Annotated in this window: 16 protein-coding genes; 5 read left to right on the forward strand and 11 right to left on the reverse strand. The window is 59.3% G+C overall.

All coding sequences use genetic code 11. The features are described from left to right. Nucleotides 1-7 precede the first annotated feature (7 nt). Both O9H32_RS12560 and O9H32_RS12565 read right to left on the reverse strand, forming a co-directional pair. Nucleotides 8-2,788 (reverse strand): S-layer homology domain-containing protein, encoded by a 2,781-nt coding sequence (locus tag O9H32_RS12560; RefSeq protein WP_269866443.1) that lies wholly within the window; start codon nt 2,786-2,788, stop codon nt 8-10. A 289-nt stretch (nt 2,789-3,077) separates the two neighbouring features. Next, nucleotides 3,078-3,710, reverse strand: a complete 633-nt coding sequence (locus tag O9H32_RS12565; protein ID WP_269866444.1) for a TetR/AcrR family transcriptional regulator — start codon at nt 3,708-3,710, stop codon at nt 3,078-3,080. Nucleotides 3,711-3,847: 137 nt separating this feature from the next. Here O9H32_RS12565 and O9H32_RS12570 point away from each other — a divergent pair, with 137 nt between their 5' ends. Then, nucleotides 3,848-5,041 carry an MFS transporter gene (locus tag O9H32_RS12570; protein WP_269866445.1) on the forward strand — a complete coding sequence of 398 codons (1,194 nt, stop codon included), beginning with the start codon at nt 3,848-3,850 and terminating at the stop codon, nt 5,039-5,041. A 107-nt stretch (nt 5,042-5,148) separates the two neighbouring features. Here O9H32_RS12570 and O9H32_RS12575 read toward each other — a convergent pair whose 3' ends face one another. Beyond that, on the reverse strand, nt 5,149-5,547 hold the full coding sequence (locus O9H32_RS12575; protein ID WP_269866446.1) for a rhodanese-like domain-containing protein: 399 nt from the start codon (nt 5,545-5,547) through the stop codon (nt 5,149-5,151). A 222-nt stretch (nt 5,548-5,769) separates the two neighbouring features. Further along, nucleotides 5,770-6,171: an NUDIX hydrolase gene (locus O9H32_RS12580; RefSeq protein WP_269866447.1), complete on the reverse strand. Its 402-nt coding sequence runs from the start codon at nt 6,169-6,171 to the stop codon at nt 5,770-5,772. On the opposite strand from O9H32_RS12580, the gene O9H32_RS12585 reads away from it, so the two are divergent. Continuing rightward, nucleotides 6,170-6,400, forward strand: coding sequence for a hypothetical protein (locus O9H32_RS12585; protein WP_269866448.1), 231 nt, complete (start codon nt 6,170-6,172; stop codon nt 6,398-6,400). The two genes, O9H32_RS12580 and O9H32_RS12585, sit on opposite strands and share 2 nt — an antisense overlap. 8 nt (nt 6,401-6,408) lie before the next feature. Here O9H32_RS12585 and O9H32_RS12590 read toward each other — a convergent pair whose 3' ends face one another. Together O9H32_RS12590 and O9H32_RS12595 are read right to left on the reverse strand one after the other, a co-directional pair. After that, nucleotides 6,409-6,993, reverse strand: coding sequence for an NAD(P)H-dependent oxidoreductase (locus O9H32_RS12590; RefSeq protein WP_269866449.1), 585 nt, complete (start codon nt 6,991-6,993; stop codon nt 6,409-6,411). A 207-nt stretch (nt 6,994-7,200) separates the two neighbouring features. Next, on the reverse strand, nt 7,201-9,027 hold the full coding sequence (locus O9H32_RS12595; protein WP_269866450.1) for an SgrR family transcriptional regulator: 1,827 nt from the start codon (nt 9,025-9,027) through the stop codon (nt 7,201-7,203). A 117-nt stretch (nt 9,028-9,144) separates the two neighbouring features. Here O9H32_RS12595 and O9H32_RS12600 point away from each other — a divergent pair, with 117 nt between their 5' ends. Beyond that, nucleotides 9,145-10,395, forward strand: coding sequence for an MDR family MFS transporter (locus O9H32_RS12600; protein ID WP_269866451.1), 1,251 nt, complete (start codon nt 9,145-9,147; stop codon nt 10,393-10,395). 321 nt (nt 10,396-10,716) lie between these two features. After that, nucleotides 10,717-12,810, forward strand: a complete 2,094-nt coding sequence (locus O9H32_RS12605; RefSeq protein ID WP_269866452.1) for an ATP-dependent Clp protease ATP-binding subunit — start codon at nt 10,717-10,719, stop codon at nt 12,808-12,810. A gap of 109 nt (nt 12,811-12,919) precedes the next feature. Here O9H32_RS12605 and O9H32_RS12610 read toward each other — a convergent pair whose 3' ends face one another. Next, the gene (locus O9H32_RS12610; RefSeq protein ID WP_269866453.1) at nt 12,920-13,081 is read right to left on the reverse strand and encodes a hypothetical protein; all 162 of its coding nucleotides are present in this window, start codon (nt 13,079-13,081) and stop codon (nt 12,920-12,922) included. A 246-nt stretch (nt 13,082-13,327) separates the two neighbouring features. Here O9H32_RS12610 and O9H32_RS12615 point away from each other — a divergent pair, with 246 nt between their 5' ends. Continuing rightward, nucleotides 13,328-13,807 carry a DinB family protein gene (locus O9H32_RS12615; protein ID WP_269866454.1) on the forward strand — a complete coding sequence of 160 codons (480 nt, stop codon included), beginning with the start codon at nt 13,328-13,330 and terminating at the stop codon, nt 13,805-13,807. Between the two features lie 112 nt (nt 13,808-13,919). On the opposite strand, the gene O9H32_RS12620 is transcribed toward O9H32_RS12615, so the two are convergent. The 4 genes from O9H32_RS12620 to O9H32_RS12635 all read right to left on the reverse strand — a co-directional run bounded on the left by O9H32_RS12620 (nt 13,920) and on the right by O9H32_RS12635 (nt 20,350). Then, nucleotides 13,920-14,330 (reverse strand): hypothetical protein, encoded by a 411-nt coding sequence (locus O9H32_RS12620; protein ID WP_269866455.1) that lies wholly within the window; start codon nt 14,328-14,330, stop codon nt 13,920-13,922. A gap of 212 nt (nt 14,331-14,542) precedes the next feature. Continuing rightward, complete coding sequence (gene rarD / locus O9H32_RS12625) at nt 14,543-15,433, reverse strand: EamA family transporter RarD (protein ID WP_269866456.1); 891 nt, start codon at nt 15,431-15,433, stop codon at nt 14,543-14,545. A 135-nt stretch (nt 15,434-15,568) separates the two neighbouring features. Continuing rightward, complete coding sequence (locus O9H32_RS12630; RefSeq protein WP_269866457.1) at nt 15,569-17,872, reverse strand: endo-1,4-beta-xylanase; 2,304 nt, start codon at nt 17,870-17,872, stop codon at nt 15,569-15,571. A 135-nt stretch (nt 17,873-18,007) separates the two neighbouring features. Then, nucleotides 18,008-20,350, reverse strand: a complete 2,343-nt coding sequence (locus O9H32_RS12635; protein WP_269866617.1) for a glycoside hydrolase family 9 protein — start codon at nt 20,348-20,350, stop codon at nt 18,008-18,010. Nucleotides 20,351-20,382 lie beyond the last annotated feature (32 nt).

The raw sequence follows: 20,382 nt of genomic DNA on the forward strand, positions 1-20,382 counted from the left end.
TCCCCCTTTATTCGATCTCTTGCGCAGCGTACTGGCCGAGGCCTCCCGTGTAGTTGTCCGGCTCCTCGAACCACTGGTCGCCATCATAAGATTGCGTGCTTCCTTGGACCGTTCCACTCTTGCGGCCGAGTGATTTGTAAGGTTGGAAGAACGCGATGTCCATTAATTGATTGTCGTAATATAAGCGCAGCTCCACCGGCCCGGAAGTATTGTCATTATAGAACCCCATCATGGTATTGTAATCCACTGGGATGTCTTCGCCTGAATAAAAGGATTCGACGATCGTAAACGCGGCCCCGCTTGGAATGGTTCCATTATCGATTTGGATCGGCTCCCCGCCGTTGATCCGCTCAATCCGGATTTTGCTGGCATCCATCGCTTGCCCTGTCGGGTTATACAGCTCGATGGCCTGGAGAAAATCGTCTTGCACGCCCCATACCAACTCCGAGAAAAACAGGCCGGTTGCCGCGTTGAATGTCACATTGAACTGGGTCTGCGCCGTACCGCCTTTGCCGTCGCTCGCCGTCACTATAATGGCTGCCGTACCGGCATTCGCCGGAATGAGGATCAGGTCGGTTCCCTGCAGGGCCACGCTGACTGCGCCGGCATTCGAAGACAGTGCTTCGTATGTCAAAACATCTCCGTCGATATCCGCAAATACATTCGTGAGCGAGACCGTTTGGACTCCGTCCATGACATGGGCTTCCACATCGCTGATGCTGTTCTGCAGCTTCGGGGCATGGTTAACCGGTACCGGCGTTGGCTCTGGATCCGGCGTTGGCTCAGGATCCGGCGTCGGTTCTGGATCCGGTGTTGGCTCAGGATCCGGTGTTGGCTCAGGATCCGGCGTTGGCTCGGGATCGGGCGTTGGCTCAGGATCCGGTGTTGGCTCCGGATCTGGCGTTGGCTCTGGATCTGGCGTTGGCTCTGGATCCGGCGTTGGCTCTGGATCTGGCGTCGGCTCGGGATCCGGCGTCGGTTCTGGATCTGGCGTTGGCTCGGGATCCGGCGTTGGCTCCGGATCCGGCGTCGGTTCTGGATCTGGCGTTGGCTCTGGATCCGGTGTTGGCTCAGGATCCGGTGTTGGCTCAGGATCCGGCGTTGGCTCGGGATCCGGCGTTGGCTCAGGATCCGGTGTTGGCTCGGGATCTGGCGTTGGCTCTGGATCTGGCGTCGGCTCGGGATCCGGCGTTGGCTCTGGATCTGGCGTTGGCTCAGGATCCGGTGTTGGCTCGGGATCTGGAGTCGGTTCTGGATCTGGCGTTGGCTCCGGATCCGGCGTTGGCTCGGGATCCGGCGTTGGCTCGGGATCCGGCGTTGGCTCTGGATCCGGCGTTGGCCCAGGATCTGGCGTTGGCTCGGGATCCGGCGTTGGCTCTGGATCTGGCGTCGGCTCAGGATCCGGCGTTGGCTCTGGATCTGGAGTCGGTTCTGGATCTGGCGTCGGCTCGGGATCTGGCGTCGGTTCTGGATCCGGCACCGGTACCGTTGGAATCGGGCTTGAAGTATGGTCCGAGCCCGTGTCGTCGCTTGAGGAGGAATCATCGCTGCCCGAAGAGACGGCCGGTGCGCTGGACTGCGTCCCGGCCGGTTGAACCGTAATCCGGCCCTTGATTTGATCATAGTTCGCAATGACTTGGGAAGCCGGTATGCCGTCCGGCATGTCCAGCTCGCCGATCGTGAGCCCGCCGCCCAGACGGAGCCGGGCCTTCCCGGTGGCGAATTCCAGCTTCCCGAAGCTACCGTTCCCGGTAAGCTCAAGAGGACTCTCCGTCTTTACCGTCACTCGGTCCGCTTTCACATTCAGTTCCAGCGCTCCGGCGCCTTGTTCCAGCTGTATGCGGGCGAGCGTATCACCCGTTATGCGGATCCGGCCGGCACTGATTTTGAGCAGTCCGTGAAATGGCGTTCCCGTGAAATTGAGGACGGACGGCTGTGATTCCGATCCGCTTCGGGTAAGCTCCAGCTCCGTCAGTTGATCCAGGCTTTTGTTGGTGGATTTGAAGTTCAGTACGGCACCTTGGAGAGCGTCCACATTCTGATCACCGAAGAGTGTGCGGAGCTGCTCTCCGATCAGGAACGGCTTGCCATCGATGAAGACGACGTCTCCGTCAATCTTCGTGATCGTCGCCCTCCGTTCTTTGGATTCGAAGATATCGATCAAAAAACCGGCGATATCCTGGCGCTCCAGCTGCTGATTCGGAGCAAACTTCTCCTCCTCGGCAGACATAAGTCCCAGCCGGAGGGCCGCATGGACCGCACCGTCCGCCCAGGGGCTGACCTGCCCGCCGTCACGGAGCGCCGGGCTCTCGCCGCCTTGTGCATCCGTGCCGCCGACCGCCCGGACGAATACGGCCGCCAGCTCCTCGCGGGTCACCGGCTCGCTCGGGCGGAACCGGCTGTCCGTGTCCCCATCCATGAGCCCCGCCACGCGGACAGCTTCGATGTAGGGAGCCGCCCAGCTGCCCGCCGTGTCCCCGAAAGCGAAGGCGCCCTTCTGCGCCGGCTGCAGCTGCAGGGCCCGGGTCAACAGGACGGCTAGCTCTTGCCGGGTCAGCGGTTGATTCGGCTTGAACGTGTTGTCGGGATAGCCTGACAACAGTCCGCGCCGGACCGCTTCCTGTACGGCATCCGCGTTCTTCGCATCTATGGTCGATCCGTCGGTGAATACCGTCGAGATTTGGACGGGAACGGAAGGGGCCGCACTGGCCCGGGGCGAATCCAAGTTCCAGGCTGCGCTGATGATCATTGAGGCCAATAGCCACTTGCTCCATTCTTCGTGTAACATAGTACCCTCCTGCTTATCCTTGGTGTGTGTGGCAGTTCATTTTCTATTGCATTGGCCATGCCGTTATGATTCATTCCAAGTACTTCCATTTATATATCGACATATTACGCCAAATTTTTTACTATCTTTTTACTAAGAGAACATAGCCGGCCCCAACTGCCTGCCCTCATGGAGATGCCCCCCGCCCCAAAAAACACAAAAAAATACCGCCTGTCTTAGGCGGTACCGATAGTGCTGCTATGAACAGGTCTATTCTACAACGAACCAGTCCTCTCCCTTTGCAAAGACTTCATTCCTTCCCCGTCTCCAAAAACATCTGAACCGGGAGAATATTCACTCCCCCAAGCAGCCGGTCCACGATCTGATGCAGCGCCTCGAACTTCCTGGACAGCTCTTCATCCGTCCATCCGAAAATGCCCCGGTCAAATAAAAAGGAGATGCCGACAAGCAGAAACTCCGTTACCTCTCTGGGATCGTCAAGATGAAACACATCCTCTGCGATTCCCTGCTGTACGATCTCCGTGAGATACGGCGTAAAAGCGGCAATCTTGGCGACCAGCCATTTTTGGTGAAGAATGCTGTTGCTCTCCTCATGCAAGTAATCCAATATGGCTTGGTCCGACTTGGGAGCAGGAAAGCCTTCGAGCAGCACTTTACGCAGTTTGTCGATGGCGGGCAGCCCCGTATCCGCGAGGATGCTCCGGACGAAGTCCAGCCGTGCGGCCAAAGAGCGCTCATGCGCCGCATTCGCGATCTCCTCCTTGGACCGAAAATAGTAATAGAACGTTCCCTGCGCAACCCCTACCTTCTTGACGATGTCACTGACCGACGTATGTTCATAGCCTTTGTCCCGAAATAATGCCATGGCGGCGTCGATAATTTCGTTGCGCCTCTCTTGCGGATCTTTGACGATGCGCGGCATAGTTACAGCCCCTTTGCGATACGTTTCCCTAATGCTAAATATAAAGGTTGACTGATCGTCAGTCAAAACGTTAGAATCAAATTGTTAACTGACTGACTATCAGTCAGTATCAATCCAACGAAGGATGTGTCACTGGAATGAAGTCCAAAACGCTCTTGTTGTATGTGCTTGGTCTATGCGCGGCCATCGTATCCTTGGCCCAGAACCTGTACGTCCCTCTTCTTCCCCAGCTGCAGCATGATTTGCACACCACGTTTTATATGGTGAATATGACGGTCTCCGCCTTCACCATCGCGCTGGCGGTATTGCAGATCGTGCTGGGGCCGCTGATTGACCGCAAGGGGCGCAGAGCCGTGCTGCTGCCCGGAATGGCCGTCTATGCGCTGGCGTCCATCGGCTGCGCCTTGTCCGGCTCGGTCGAAGTCCTGATCGGCTTCCGCATCCTGCAGGGAATCGGTGCAGCGGCGGTTCCGCTGGCTGCCGCCACGATGATCGGCGATGTATTCGAAGGCAAGGAACGGGCCAAGAACATGGCTACCTACCAGATGATCTTGGGGATTGCCCCGGCGCTCGGTCCGCTCATCGGCGGGATCATCGGCAGCGCCGCCGGTTACGCGGGGACATTCGGCTTCTTATCGCTGACATCCATTCTCATGCTGATCACAGCCGTGCTTGTGCTGCCCGAAACGAAGCCAGCCTCCCCGGCTTCCGGGGCCAAGAGCTTCACCCTGCAATCGTTCTTAATCGTTGCCAAGCATAAGACCGGCGCTGCCGTTCTGCTGACCGGCTTTACCTTATATTACATGTTTTATAATTTCATCGTGTTCCTGCCCGATATCCTGACCGCGAACTATCAGCTGGACGCCAAGCAGATCGGACTCACCTTTCTCATGCTCATGTCTTTCAGCTTTGTAGGCAGCAAGATCAGCGGGAAACTGCAGGAGCGCATGGGAACGGTCAAAAGCCTGCTCATCACTTGCTCCGCCGCCTTATCCGCTCTTGTTCTCTTCCTGCTCCTGGCAAAGCTTACGCTGATCGGACTTCTACTGTCTCTGGCGGTCGTCGGCTTCACGGCAGGCCTCACCATGTCCGTGCCTCCCACCCTGCTCTCCGAGACATTCCTGCAGGAACGCGCGACGGCCATCGGATTGTACAACTTCATCCGGTATGCCGGCATGGCAACCGCCCCTCTCATCGGGAGTTTGCTCTATCAGGGAGGCGGTATCGCCCTCTTGTTCGGCTGCACCGCCGCGCTGATGCTGGCAACCCTCTTGTTCGCCAAACTGAAGCTGGGTGTGCGGCCCGGGAGCCCGTCCGGCGTGACTTCTTGATAATGACTTCTTGATAATGACTTCTTGATAAGGCAGAGGACGCATGCCCCCAGGTGCGTCATGCCTACCCATACCTTTGCTCAACAAAAAAGCCGCGAATCCGCGGCTTATTTCAAATCTTCGACTTCAAAACCGGCTGCCTTCCAAGCGGCCGTTCCCCCGTCGATATAGGCAACATCTTCGAATCCCATCTGCTTCAGCAGGTACGCCCCAAGGGCAGCTTGTCCGCCGGCGCCGCAGGTGACCAGCACCGGACGGCTTCGATCGGCAAGCTCCGGCTCGCGGAAGCTCTCCGGCAGCTCCAGATCCGCCCGGATCGGCAGCATCCCCAGCGAGATGTTCAAAGAGCTCGGAATGAGACCGCAGGCGCCTGCGGCATCCTTATCCTGTACATCGATGACCAGCGTGTCCGGCTTGGACTGAATCTTCTCGCGGGCTTCCGCCGAGCTCACGCCCGGTACACCAGCGCGGGCCTGTGCCACCATTTGTTTGAATGTAACGGCCATATCACTCATCCTCCTAAAGCTGCAGCTTGTCTTTCACGGCTTATATTACCACAACTTGCCATGCGCGCACCAACCGGCGCCTTCTCATCGTGCAGCAAACCTGTCCAGCGGTGTTCCACTTGCCGTCGATCACTTCTCAGCTTGAACGATGGAGCCGCCACGGGGACGAGTTAGAAGTTTTCGATACTCCAATACCGGAAGGCGACCGGCAGCAGCGATGCTTCAACGAAGCAGGTTCTCCTGGCGCAACCGGTCCCATAGGAGACGGGCAACCGGAGATACCCGGTCCACTTCCCGGTAGGTTAACCATGCCAATTCATCGATCTCCGAAGACGGCTTCAATTCCCCTTCATAGTCCGCATAATAGCAGGCCATCCGTACCAGCTCTCCATCCGCCCGGCCGTGAGCCTGGGCTTCGAAGGTTCCATAGTGCCGGATCGTTTCGGGCTTCAGGCGGACGGACACTTCCTCCTGCACTTCGCGCACAAGCGTGTCGGCATCGCTCTCGCCGGGATCCCTTTTTCCGCCGGGCACATAATACGTATCTTTCCCCTTGGAACGCGCGCTCAATATTCGGCCATCCCGCAGGCAGATCCATGCAATCTTATCGATTACTACAGTCATGGGTTATCCTCCGTTTTTCTTTTTACCCAAGGATTATAACACAGCAGCGAAAGGGGAATCGCCCGGTGAGTTCCCGCCCGCGTCCTCGGATGGAAGATGGGGCTCAGCCTTTTGGGTGTTCGTACAGACGATCCTCGATCAGACGGGCAGCGAATCGCAACACAAAAACACCGCAGATTCGGGCCGATTCGGCGGTGTTTTTGATTCCTTTATGTATGGTAACCGGTAACCCAAGCCTTAAAAGAGAGACTGCAGCTTCGCTTCGGTCTGCGCAAGCATCTCCTTGCGTGCCGCGTCATCCACATCCCCCACGCTGCCGAAGAACAGATGCTCCTGCGTGGCGATTCCGCAGAATTCGAGGATGCCCGTGTCCGAGGTCATCTTCAGCGCCTGATGCATGCCGGAAGACGCATACCAGTCGCTTGGTGCGCCATGGGTAGAGATCAATAGGCCCTTCTTGCCGGTGAGGAGCGCCTCGATATTCCCATCCGCTCCATAAGCGTATGCGAAACCGTAGGCGAAGACCCGGTCGATATACCCCTTGAGTATGGCGGGCAGACCGGCCCACCAGACCGGGTAGATGAAGATCAAGGAGTCGGCCGCCCGGATGGCCTCCTGTTCGGCGAGCAGGTCGGCGGGTGTCTCGCCCGAGCGGATCGCGCCCAGGTCCCCGCCGGTCAGCACCGGATTGAAACCGAGGGCATACAAATCGCGGACGGCAACCTCATGTCCCTTGTCCTGCAGTGTCCGGACTGCAGTCTCCAGAATGGCATGGTTAAAGGATGCGAGATCGGGATGGGCGTATACAATAAGATGTTTCATAGAGATGACAGCCTCCTTGGTTTGAAGTGAATGGGCCACTCCCCGTGAATTGCGCACGGGTACTTCCTAGTATAAGGGGGCTCCCCTGACAACAGTATGTCAGCATTAAGGTCGCAGCTTTCACATTACAAGCAAGCAGCCGTCGTGAAGCTTTTTCCTCCTAACCCTCCTAGAGGCCGCCGATCTGCCCACCGATGACAGGATCTGCTAATAGAACCAGATATCGAAAAAATCGATCCATCCGTACGAATTGATCTTCACTCCGTGGACGGATTGGTGATAAGCCGCGTTCGTCGTCTTATGTACGAGGAACACGATGTCATGTGACTGCCGTACCCGCCTCTCCAGGGCCGCAAGTCCCGCCCTCCGTCCGCTCTCCTCCGGTTCCCGGAGAATGGCCGCCGTCTCCCGCCGTATCTCCTCCGCGCTCCGGCTGTCCCACAAGGAAGCAAAGTAATTACGCTGCAGGTACAGCCCCAGCTCGCGGACTTCGTCGCTCCCCAGCACGATGCCGTACAATTGGCAATCCGCCGGGGGCAGCGAAGCGTGGTCCGCCCACTCGGCCGTGCTCCGGATCACGACCTCCACACTCACGCCGAAGGAAGCGGCCCGTGCCTGGATCCAGCGGGCATCGGCCTCGTGATACGGGTAGGTGGCGAGCTCCAGGGTCTCCCCCTGGCAGCCGCTTCTCTCCAGCAGCGACAGGATGTCCCTGCGGGTCTTCGGGCTCCCGCCGCTTAGGGGCTTCCCGGCATACGCGCCCTCATCCTGCGCATGGAAGCCTTCCGCCGGGCAGATCCGGTCCCCTCCGAGGTCATCGATCAGCGCTTCGCGGTCCAAGAGGTACCGGAAGGCTTCGCGGAACAACGGATCCCGCTGCGGACCGCTCTTCGCTTGATTGAAGACGAGCAGGGAGCAGCAGGAGAACCGCGTCTCCATGTGCTGCCACTGGTCCCCTTCCTGGCGCAGCGCCTCCCGCTGCGCGCCGGAGGTCTCCCCATGCGACGTCATGATCGACGTCCAGTCCGGCTCCTTCAAGCGGCCGGCAGCCGCCTCGGGGAAGATCAGCACCTCGACCCGGTCCAGGTGGGGCCGGCCGCGGAAGTGCGGCGGGAAGGCCTCCAAGACGCCTAACCCGTCGGTGCGGCGGACCCACCGGAAGGGGCCTGTGCCCACGGGCATCCGTGCGAATTGCGCCTCATCCCGGCATACGGCATCTTCCGGAACGATCGCGGCACCAATCGTGCTCAGAAACTTCAAGAACAAGTAATTCGGCTGCCCCAGGGAGATCCGGACCGTCTTGCGGTCCCGCGCTTCCAGCTGTTCGATGTCCCGGAACATCCAGCCGGCCGCATAGCGCTGGGCATTCAGACGGAGCCGGTTCAAGGTGAACAGGACATCGGCGGAAGTCAGCTCCCGCCCGTGATGGAAGAGAACGTTCTTCCTTAGGTGGAACGTCCACTCCCTGGCCCCGGAGCGGCATTCCCAGGCATGGGCAATGCCCGGAACGATCGTGCGCCGCTCTTCGTCGTACTCGACAAGGGTATTGAACACCTGCCTTGCCAAATGGCAGTCGAAAGCGTAATACACCAGCGCCGGATCCTGCGTGAGAATCGAACGGTAGACGGGCAGCCGCAGCGTCTCCTGCAGCGAGTCCGAGACCTCGCGGGTGGAGAAACCGATGCCTTCCGACATCCACTCCATGAACCGGTCTTTGACGGCGGGGCCGCCGAACCGGCCCAGAAGCTCCATCGCTTCCTTCACCTCGCCCTGCTCCATCCGCTGCTTCACTTCGCCGAGGAGCAGCTCGTCCGTGTCTTTCCGCAGAGTCAGCAAGGACTTGTGCCCGCGGCCCCGGCCGGCCTGCCACTCAATCCAGCCTTCGCGGCACAGGCTGCGGACAATCAGCTTCGCGTACCGGGGCGAGCAGTACCAGACGCCTGCCAGCTCATCGACCGTGACGGAGAAGGGAATGCCTGTCTCCTGGTCCCCGAAGAACCGCCGGAGCTCGAGCCCATACAGCACCGTCTGCATACAGTCCCCCCATTCTTATGTAAAAGGTGAACCCATTTCACCCAATCTTACACTTTTCATCCCCTTTTGTGTAGCTATACTGAAGATAACGATAACCAAGAAAAGAAGGTAGCTGCGATGAGTACAAACGCAAGAAGATTCAAACGAATCCGGATTCCCGCCTTTCATCCGGACGCCTGGGGAGTTGTCATCGGCACCTTCCTGTCCCGGACCGGTTTCTTCATGACCATCCCGTTCCTCGGGATTTATCTCGGCAAGGTGAAGGGCCTCGATCCGGCGACGATCGGCGCGATCCTGGCGGTGAGCTTATTCGTCGGGACACTCGGCAGCTTCGCGGGAGGGGCGCTGTCGGACCGGCTCGGACGCTATCCGGTGATGATCTCCGCGATGTCCGCGTGGAGCCTGGTGTTCGTAGGCTTCGCCTTTGCCGATGCGACGTGGCTGTTCTTCATCCTCAGCGCCTTGAACGGCCTCTTCCGCAATGTGTTCGAGCCCGTTGCGAGGGCTCTGCTGGCCGATGTGACGCCGGCGGAGAGCCGTGCCGAGGTGTTCAGCGCCAGGTATTTTGCCATTAATATCGGCGGGGCTGTAGGTCCCCTGATCGGCTTGAAGCTCGGGATTGGAGGAACCTCATCCCTGCTCCCCTTCCTCGTCAGCGCGGGCGTCTATGCCTTCTATGCCGTGCTGCTCGTCTTCTTCATGTTCACCTTCCGGCATCTGCTCCAGAGCAGGGAGCCTTCCGGCACGTCGATGAACGGGATGGTGAAGATCGTGTTCACCGACAAGGTGTTCCTGTATCTGCTGCTCGGCAATTTCTTCGTAGCCGGCGCCTATTCGCACCTGGACACCACCCTGTCGCAGTATATAGGCCATGACCGGGTCGCCGTCTATTCGAGCCTCTTCGTAATCAATACGCTGTCCGTGCTGCTGCTTCAATATCCGCTGACGGCATTCATGAAGCGCTACACCTCCCTGACGGCCCTGAAGGCAGGCTGCTTTTTGTTCGGGATCGGGCTCTTCGGGTTCGGCGTCTTCGACCATATCCTCCTGCTTGCCTTATCGATGGTCTTGTTCACCATGGGGGAGATTCTCTGCTTCGTGATCGGGGATGTGCTCATCGGGGAGATCGCTCCGGCACCTCTGCGGGGAGCTTATTACGGAGCAAGCGGCTTCGCCTTCCTGGGCCAGAGCCTCTGTGCCTGGATCGGCGGGCTGCTGCTGCAGGGCCTCGGGTTCGACCGGGGACCGGTGATCTTCGGGATTCTGACGCTGCTGACCTTCGCCGCCTTCCCGTTCTTCCACCGGGGCCAGAGGCTGCGCGAGCAGCAGGCCTTACCGGAGAAGGCGGAGCTGCCCGGCGCTTGTTGACAAGGCTTGTGCATCCGGTTCGCGGATACGCTGGTCCGTCAGGTCTGCGAAGCCGGCCGGAATAAGCCCTGCCTGGACGCGGACGACAAAAGGCTGCATACGGCAGCCTTTTTGGCTTGGAGCAGAACGTTCAGCTGCAGCAGAGCCCCGCTGACTAGCCTCCTGGTTGATGACAGCGGGGGATTTCAGGCACTCCAAGAAGGGGATTTGACAAATGCCGCGATCTGCCTATAATAAAGATCAGGAAAGATCAAAGTCAGACAAAGTCAAAATCAATAAAGGTCAAACAAAATACAAATAAACTTATTGGAGGTAGAACATATGCGCTGTCAACATTGCCAAAGCCGGGAGGCCGCCGTGTCACTGAATCTGCAGGTGAATCACCGAATAGAGAAGCTTGTGCTCTGCCGGGAGTGCTATGCCACGCTGGGGAGCGGGATTCCGTTTCCTGCAGGCTTCGGACCGGTGCAGCCTCCGAAGCCGCAGGAAAACCAATCCGTTCCCCCATCCGTCCGCAGCAGGGACGGGATTCTAGACAGGCATGGACGCAATCTGAACCATGCGGCCAAGGCCGGCCTGATCGACGCCGTCATCGGGCGGGAGCAAGAAATCGAGCGGGTGATCGAGATTCTGAACCGCCGTACGAAGAACAATCCGGTCCTGATCGGGGAACCCGGTGTCGGGAAGACAGCCATTGCCGAAGGCTTGGCTCTGCGGATCACCGAAGGGAAGGTGCCTGCCAAGCTGCTTCACAAGGAGGTATACTCCCTGGATACCGCTTCGCTTGTTGCGGGAACGGGGATCCGCGGCCAGTTCGAAGAAAAAATGAAGGGCCTGATCGCCGAGCTGCAGCAGCGTAAGAACGTGATTCTGTTTATCGACGAGATCCATACGCTGGTCGGTGCCGGTTCTGCGGAGGGTTCCATGGATGCCGGGAATATTCTGAAGCCCGCCCTGGCCCGCGGCGAGCTCCAAGTCGTCGGCGCCACTACCCTGAAGGAATACCGCGGTATCGAAAAGGACGCCGCGCTGGAGCGCCGATTCCAGCCGGTGACCGTCGCAGAGCCGACAGCCGAGGAAGCCTACGTGATTCTGAAGGGCCTGCGGCCAAAGTATGAGGAATACCATGGCGTGCGGTATCCGGATGAGACTCTTCGGGCCTGCGTGCAGCTCTCCCACCGGTATATCCAGGACCGGTTCCTACCGGACAAAGCCATCGATCTCCTCGACGAATCGGGCGCCAAGCTCAATCTCCTGGCTTCGGCCGGCGACGAAGGCCCTCTGCGCACACGGCTCGCCGCTCTCCTGGAAGAGAAAGAGCAAGCTGCGCGGACGGAGAATTACGAACGGGCCGCGCAGCTCCGTGACGAAGAGACGGCCCTGCTGCAGAAGCTCGATGAACAAGGTCCGAAGCAGATCGGCGAGGTGCGCGTAGAGCACATCCACGCGATCATCGAGCGCAAGACCGGCATCCCTGTCGGCAAGCTGCAGCTCGATGAGCAGGCGAAGCTGAAGGACCTGGCTCAGCGTCTCGGTGCCAAGGTCATCGGGCAGCCCGAGGCCGTCAGCCAGGTTGCCCGGGCGGTCCGCCGCAGCCGGGCGGGGCTTGCGCCGAAGAACAAGCCGATCGCTTCCTTCCTGTTCGTAGGCCCGACCGGCGTCGGCAAGACGGAGTTGTCCAAAGCGCTCGCCGAAGAAATGTTCGGGCATGCCGAAGCCATGATCCGGCTCGATATGAGCGAATATATGGAGAAGCACTCCGTGTCCAAGCTGATCGGTTCGCCCCCGGGGTATGTCGGCCACGAGGAAGCCGGCCAATTGACGGAGCGCGTACGCCGGAATCCTTACAGCATCCTGCTGCTGGATGAGATCGAGAAAGCGCACCCGGACGTGCAGCATATGTTCCTGCAGGTGCTGGAAGACGGCCGTCTCACGGACAGCCAGGGACGCACGGTCAGCTTCAAGGATACCGTCATTATTATGACGTCCAATGCCGGGGTTACGGAGAAGAAGATAACCGTAGGTTTCTCCGCTGCCGCTGGCGTGCAGGCAAGCACGGTGCTCGAATCGCTCGGCTCCTCCTTCCGACCCGAGTTTCTTAACCGGTTCGATGCCATCATCCCCTTCGCTTCGTTGCAGGAGACCCATCTGATCCAGATCGTCGAGAAGATGCTGGCGGAGGTGACAATCCGGCTGGAGGAGCAGCAGATCCGGCTGGACGTTACCGAGGATGCGAAGCGCAAGCTCGCCGGGCTCGGCTATCATTCCTCCTTCGGCGCGCGCCCTCTGCGCCGCGTGATCCAGCAGCAAGTCGAAGATGGGATCGCGGACCTCATCTTGGATCACGAGAAGGTAGAGGCGATCCGGGTCGATGTCCTCGGGGACAAGATCGCCGTGCACCCCTTCACTTCCTAACCCGCCCGCACAGCCGGGGCTACACCCCAAAAAGCGACTTGTCCGCATATACGGACAAGTCGCTTTTTGAGGGCGGCGGGTGAAATCACCTAGAGAATAGGCATCGGGATTATGGCTTTCTTTTATTGAAAGAAGCTCCGGCAGCGACTCCCAGGGCAACACCGACTGCAATGCCGGCGGCAAGATTGTCAAAGAGCGAACCGAACGCGACCCCCAGCGCAATACCAAGCGCCAACCCAATGCCTGTGTTTTTGTTCCCGGAATTTCCCATCGCTTGCTTCACTCCTTCTTTGGTTGTTATTGGATATTTATGTTATTTCATACGCAATCAATGGCGGAGAAGTTTCGAATAATCCCTTCCTACTACACCTTGTGCTATTACGAATGCGTCTCCCCTCCCAAGTGATTTGGAGTATGATGGTCTAAGCAAGATCTGGCATGAGCCTTACCCGGCAGAGTGGACACCAATCGATCTTGCGCGTACCTCGAAGACTAGTGCGGATGGAGGAGTAATCTCTTGACAGACAGGAAATCGTTGGTGCTCGCGCCGCTGCCCGGCTGTGAACCGGAAATTGGCCGATGGCTGCGGGCAATGGAGGATGTTCGGCACTCGCTGAAATCGAAGCTGGAGGGAACAAGCCAGCGCTTATTGGATTGGAAAATGGACGGGAGAGAATCCATCGGCAATCTGCTGTACCATATCGCCTTCGTCGAGGCGGATTGGTTGTACGTGGATATTCTTCAATCCGAGTGGGCACCCGGCATCCGGGCCCTGTTTCCTTATGAGGAGCGCAATACCCAAGGTTCGTTGACTCAGGTGCAAGGTGAAAGCCTGGAGACGCATCTGCACCGTCTTGACCAAGTTCGTGCAGCTTTTCTATCCCATCTCCGGCCCATGGATCTGCCCGATTGGCGACAACCGAGGGTACTGGAGAAGTACGATGTGACCCCCGAGTGGGTTGTCTATCATCTGATCGAACACGAATCTCACCATTAGAGGCCAAATCTTTCAATTCTTACAATATCTGCGTACGCTTGCATGAAGCGCATCTGTATCCGGAAGGAATACCGGCCGTCCTTTCGTCGCAGAACAAGCCTTCCTCATCGCTTTACGGTTTGGTGGAATCGTGCATCCGGCTAACCCAATCGAGCAGAAACACTGCACCTCCGGATACTGCCATCATTCTAAGATTGGCGGCTGCAAAGGCTCCTACCCGCGGCAGGTCACCGAGAATGAAAAGCAGGAACGGAATATAGCCCATAATGATCGTTGCCACCAGGAATCGAAAGCGCGTCTTTTCTTTCAGAACGGGGAACATGCCGAGCCCCATCATGGATACCAGTGCCAATAGGGTGTAAAAGTGCGGATAGAACGCAGAATCGCATAGTTTGTCTATAAGTCCCATGAAGTTCTTCTCATCCTTTCCGTCTGCTGCCGATCGGTATCGTGCTGTACAGGCCTTACTTAACCGATATTCACCGCCGCCAATCTCGGGAGGAACACAGCCGCCCTGCAGCATCTTGGAACGAAGAACACACAAGATAAACGCGCATCGTCCTCTAAAGGACGATGCGCGTTTATAAGAAATACAAGATTACGGGATCGAGCTCTGGCGAGATATAAATTCTAGTATTTCGAAGAAAACGAGCCCGGACACAGAGATGTGCCCGGGCTCGTTTTTTTGCTGGGGAATGCCTATTTCGAACAGTACGATATGATGAGAACGACCAGTCAAGCGGCCTTCTTCCCGGGATGCGCCAGCTTGGAGCTTCTGAACGTGACAATCGAATACACAATAAGAGCAATCCAGATCAACGTAAAGCTGAACAGCTTGCCTGTCGAAAACGATTCGTGGAAAACAAAAATCGCCAGCAGCAAGCTTGTCGTCGGTGCAAGATACTGGATGAAGCCTACCATGGAAAGCGGGAGCCTCTTGGTCGCATTGGCGAAAAAGAACAGGGGCAGCGCCGTGGCCGCTCCGGACAAAAGCAGCATGATCATCGTAACGGGGGACAGCAAGAAGAAGGTTCCCGTTCCGTTGGTATGGATGTACCCCAGATAAATGACCGATAGAGGGAGTACGATTAACGTTTCCCAGAGTAATCCGAGGAGGACGTCGAGATTAGCCTGTTTTTTGGCCAAGCCATACAGGGCGAAGGAAATTGCCAGCATCAGCGCCACCCAAGGAATCTCCCCGTACTGCAGTGCCATGAGCAGGACGCCCGCACCTGCCAGCAGAATCGAGACCCATTGTCCCGGCAGAAGCCGTTCCTTTAGAAATAGGACGGCAAACAGAACACTGATCAGCGGGTTCATGTAATACCCCAAGCTGGTTTCGATGACGCGGTCATGATTCACGGCCCAGATGAATAGAACCCAGTTCAGACTGATCGTAATCGAGCATAGAATCACCGAAATTCGGCTTGTCCTGGTGGACACGACGCTGAGAAGCTGCTTCCACCGCTTCGCTGCGAAAGCCAGCATAGCTACAAATACAAAGGACCAGACCACACGATGGGCCAATATTTCCCACGCGGTCATCGTCTCGAACAAGCGCCAGTACAGCGGCAGCAGCCCCCACATCAAGTAGCAGAGTATGCCATACACGATCCCTTTCTTCATGCGGTGTCTCCTCTTCCCCAAAGTTACCTGCAGTTTAGCTATTATATACCTAAACGCTATGAGGGTCTACCGCGGGGGATGCTGCCTTGACGGATGCCGGATAGGAAATAAACGTCTATGCCCTGCCGGGTATGGTTACGGCTGCGTACCCCAGACGAGGCTGCCGCCCTGGTACAGGGTTACTTTGTTCCAATCGGCGTAGGCGGTCTTCGATGCATCGAACGAGTAATCCCCGGCTTCATTGAAGGCCGACCAGTCGGACTTCGCGATGCGCAGCTGGATGTCGCCTGTCTGCCCTCCCGCCGGGATGGAGCCCGCTGCGTCCGCGAAGCTCAGCTCCACGTAAGTGTCGGCCCCCTTGCCGTCCGCCGTAACGAAGGTCCGCTGCACATGGGCGGAGCCGATCTGCGCCCAGTCGACCCAGGAATTCAGCGGCTGGCTGCCGTCCTTCGTGAAGTAGTAGCGGACCTTGAGGCCGCTCAGCTTTACGGCTGTCGTGCCGGTGTTCTTGATATTCAAATGCGGCGCGATCGTATTGTCAGCCGGGTTCGTGTTCCCCGCGCGGTACTGCACGACCAGGCTGCCTGTAGGCTGCGGTGCCGTCCCGGCCGGCGTCACGCTTACCGGTGCCGTGCTTGGGCTGGAGCCTGCTTCATTCACCGCCGTGACGACATAATAGTACGTCGTGCCGTTGGTCAGGCCCGTGTCGGTGTAGCTTGTGCCTGTGACACCGGCGGCCACGGTCGTGTACGGCCCGCCGCTTGTCGCCGCACGCTTCACTGTGTAGCTCGCAGCTCCCGCCGATGCGCTCCAGCTCAAGCTGGCCTGGGCATTGCCAGCCGAGGCAGTCAGGCCTGCCGGCGCCGGCGGCGCCTGGGGGACGGACGTGCCGACGATCGCCCAGTAGGCGGATTTGGCTTGCAGGCGCTCGTCGAAGAGCAGCGGCCAATCATTGCGGCTGACCGGGAAGGAGCGCAGCCACGTGTTGCCGTCGTCCTTGCCCCACAGCGTGACGTTCGTAATCAGGTTTTTCCGCTTGCGCAGCAGGTCGAACAGCGCTTTGTATTTGTCCGCCTGCTGTTTCTTGAGCGCGTCGGAGAAGGAATCCAGCCGGTCCGTATCGTTAGAATACACCCCCATATCGAGCTCGGTGATGTGCTGCTCCACCCCGAGAGCGGCGAACTTGAGCAGCGAATTGTCGATATCCTGGATGGAGGGGAACGCGATGCGGATATGCGTCTGGTGCCCTACCCCGTCGACCGGCACCCCTTTGGCCTTCAGCCGCTGGACCAAGTTGTAGAGGGCCTGGCTCTTCGCCGGCTCATGCGTGTTATAGTCGTTGATGAACAGCTTCGCATCGGGATCGGCCTGGCGGGCGAATTCGAACGCCTTCTCGATGTACTCTTCCCCGGCGATGGCATACCACTCGCTGCGCCGTAGGCCGTCGGGCTGGGAAGCGTCGATGACTTCGTTAACGACGTCCCAGGTATCGACCGCATCCTTGTAGCGGCCCATGACCGTCTCGATATGCCGCCGCATCCGCTCGTAGAGCAGCTCCTTCGATGCCCGGTTCCCGCTCGCGTCCCGGAATACCCAGCTCGGCGTCTGGCTGTGCCAGACGAGGGTATGCCCCCGCACCTTCTGTCCGTTCTTCACGCCAAAGTCTACCGCCGCATCGGAATCGGCGAGATCGAATACGCCTTCCTGCGGCTCCGTGCTGTCCCACTTCAGCACATTCCCCGGCGTGACGGTGCCGAAGTGTTTGGCGATCAGCTTCTTGTCGGCATCCTGGTTCATCTCGAAGTTCTCGAATGCGGTCCCTACCGTGAAGTCGCCGGAGAAGACATCCTTCAGGGACGGGATATTCTCTTCGATCGTCACCGGCCCGGGGTCCGGCAGCTGCTCGATCCGGAAGTCATCGAGGAGGATGGACTGCGCCGGGAAGTCCGGCGCTTCGAAGTAGACCGTGAGCTTATCCGCCGCTTCCCGGAGCTTATACTGCGCTTCGATCTTCACCCAGGAAGCTGCGGTCACGGCCGCAGAGGTGATCTGCTCATACTGCTCGCCGGATGCCAGCGAATGCTGCAGGGACAGGAAGACCTTCCCATTCGGCGAGCCGGCGGGGAACTTCAGCCAGCCGGAGAGAGCATAGGTCTGGCCTGCCTTCAGGAGCGGCGTCACATCCTGCGCCGGGCCATGCCATCCATTGGTCCGGCCGTCCACCTGCAGGCCGGATCCCCCGCTGTGGGCGGCTTCGGGCGTGGCGGTCAAGATCTCCACCCCGCCGCGCCCCGCCCAGCCCTGCACTGTCCCCTCCTCAAAGTCATTCTGCAGGAGCAGCGTATTGGCCGCAGAGACCGGGGCTGCCGACAGCAGCGCCAAAGCTAATCCGAGACTCGCGATCCGGTATGTCTTCCTGCTTGCCGAGCTATTCTTCATACGGTCACATCCTTCCCGTTACAGTAAGAATTGAGCTTCTCTTCTCTTCATGATCCGTACCGCATTCTCATGCTGTCAGAATAAAAGCGGCCCCCTGCCCCGGTAGAGCGGGACTGTGGAAGCCGCCGGATTCTCTTACGGCTGCGTGCCCCATACCAGGGTGCCGCCTTGGTACAGCGTGACTTTGCTCCAGTCGGCATAGGCGGTCTTCGACGGATCGAAGGAGTAGTCGCCCGCTTCGTTGAAGCTCGACCAGTCAGACTTCGCGATGCGCAGCTGGATATCGCCGGTCTGGCCGCCCGCCGGGATGGAGCCTGCCGTGTCCGCGAAGCTCAGCTCCACGTAGGTGTCCGCTCCCGTGCCCGCTGCCGTACCGAAGGTCCGGTTCACGTTGCCCGAGCCGATCTGCGCCCAGTCGACCCAGGAGCTCAGCGCCTGGCTGCCGTCCTTCGTGAAGTAGTAGCGGACCTTCAGGTCGCTCAGCTTCACGGCTGTCGTGCCCGTGTTCTTGATGTTCACATGCGGCGCGATCGTGTTATCTGCCGGGTTCGTGTTCCCCGCGCGGTACTGCACGACCAGGCTGCCTGTAGGCTGCGGTGCCGTCCCGGCCGGCGTCACGCTTGCCTGTGCCGAGTTGGCGCTGGAGCCCGCGGTATTCACTGCGGTGACCACATAGTAGTATGTCGTGCCGTTGCTCAGGCCGGTATCCGTATAGGAGGTGCCTGTGACGCCGGCCGCCACGGTCGTGTACGGCCCGCCGCTTGTCGCCGCACGCTTCACCGTGTAGCTCACCGCGCCGGCTGATGCGTTCCAGCTCAAGCCGGCCTGGGCATTGCCGGCTGAGGCCGTCAGGCCTGCCGGCGCCGCCGGCGCGGTCGTGCCTCCGTTATTCGCCTCCGGCGGGAAGTTCGGCAGCGGCAGCTGGCCCTGCCCGTACTGCCCATACAGGCCTGCGAGCGCACCGACCAGCCCGGCATTGTAATCGATCGCGACTTCGTTCTGCACATAGTCGGTGATCAGATCGTTGTGCTTGTCGCTTCCATCGGGGCCGCCGACAAGGGCGCCCCACAAGACATGCCGGTTCGTGGCGGGATCGCTCAGGTTGTTCGTGGTCGATCCGTGCGCCGCCCGGTGGTGCGGGTGCTTGGCGGCGAGTTCGGGCGACGGGAAACCGACGATATACGAGTAGCCCATCGGGTTGCGGCCCATGAGATACTCCATCTGGCCCTTGGCCCACTCGGTGAATGCCGTGCCGCCTTGGTGCTTCTCATAGATCAGCCCCAGCATCTGGGCGGACGCATTGTAGCGTGCCGAGCCCCAGACCGTCGCGAAGGAGAATCCGGCCGGCGTCCGGGCAATGTATGCGCTGTCGCCCGCACCGGTGTGCGGCACCTTCCCGCCGGACCAGTATTCCAGGTTCCAGCGCGCCGAGTCGGTGTACTGGCTATTGGCCGGGAAGAGCTCCGCCAGCCTTAGGACCACACCGCTCCAGACCGTATCCCAGCTGTGAGTCCACGTATACTTCCACGTACCGGTAGTGGAGCTCATAATCTTCTTGAGGTACCCGGTGTAGCTTGTGCCAGATACCCCGGTCACATCCTGGAGATAGTGATTCTCTCCGGTGGCCGAATACAGCCATACCGCCGCCCATGCCAGTTCGTCATCGTCTGCGCTGGAGTTATAGAAGCCGTCGCTGTTCCCAAGGCCCCTGTACTGCTGCGCGAACCGGTAGAGAGCCGCCGCCGTATCCAGGCAGCGGGCGGCATAGGCGGCATCGCTGCCCTTCACGTTCAGCGACATGATCGCCAGCGCCGCTGCCGCTCCGGCTGCCTGGTCGCTGGCCGGCTTCTCGGCTGTGGCGAACGTGGCCGGACGGGGATACTTCACCGGGTCCTGGAGCTCCGGAGGACCCCAGTACGAGTGGTCCGCCCCGCCGTCACCTACCATATAGCTGAAGGCCGCCACATTCCCCTGCGCATCGCGGAAGGTGGAGCGGAGGAAGTAGTCGCTGAACCATCTCAGCACCTCGAGCATATGCTCCTCCTGCCCGCTGCTTCTGAAGGCGTCGCGGAATTCATAGAAGCCCCAGCCGAGGGTGGACGCGGCATAGGACTGCGGAAGGCCGAACTTCACATGGTCACCCGCGTCATGGAAGCCCCCGCTCACATCCACCGAGCCGTTCCCATCCGGGTCGAGGATGGACAGATTCCGGGCGATGAAGCCTTCGGACAGGTTGGTCATATTCTTCGCCGTGCCGTTCACCCCAAGCGGCACCCGGACATCCGAGAGCTGCGAATCGCCTCTCCACGGCAGCCTTCCGCCGGTGACGCCCGGTCCGGATTTCTCCGCATCGTAGAAATAAATGGACTTCTGCAGCGCTTCCGCATAGTTATAGGGCTCTGCCGCCTGGGAGGGCGCCAAAGGCAGCGCCCCCAGCACGACCGCTCCCGTGAGCACCGACGCTCCCAGCACCCGCATCCAGCTTGATTTTGCCTTCGACCGTTCGTTCG

Origin of the sequence: Paenibacillus caseinilyticus (genome assembly GCF_027533645.1) — a bacterium.
GTDB classification, from domain to species: Bacteria; Bacillota; Bacilli; order Paenibacillales; family NBRC-103111; genus Paenibacillus_G; species Paenibacillus_G caseinilyticus.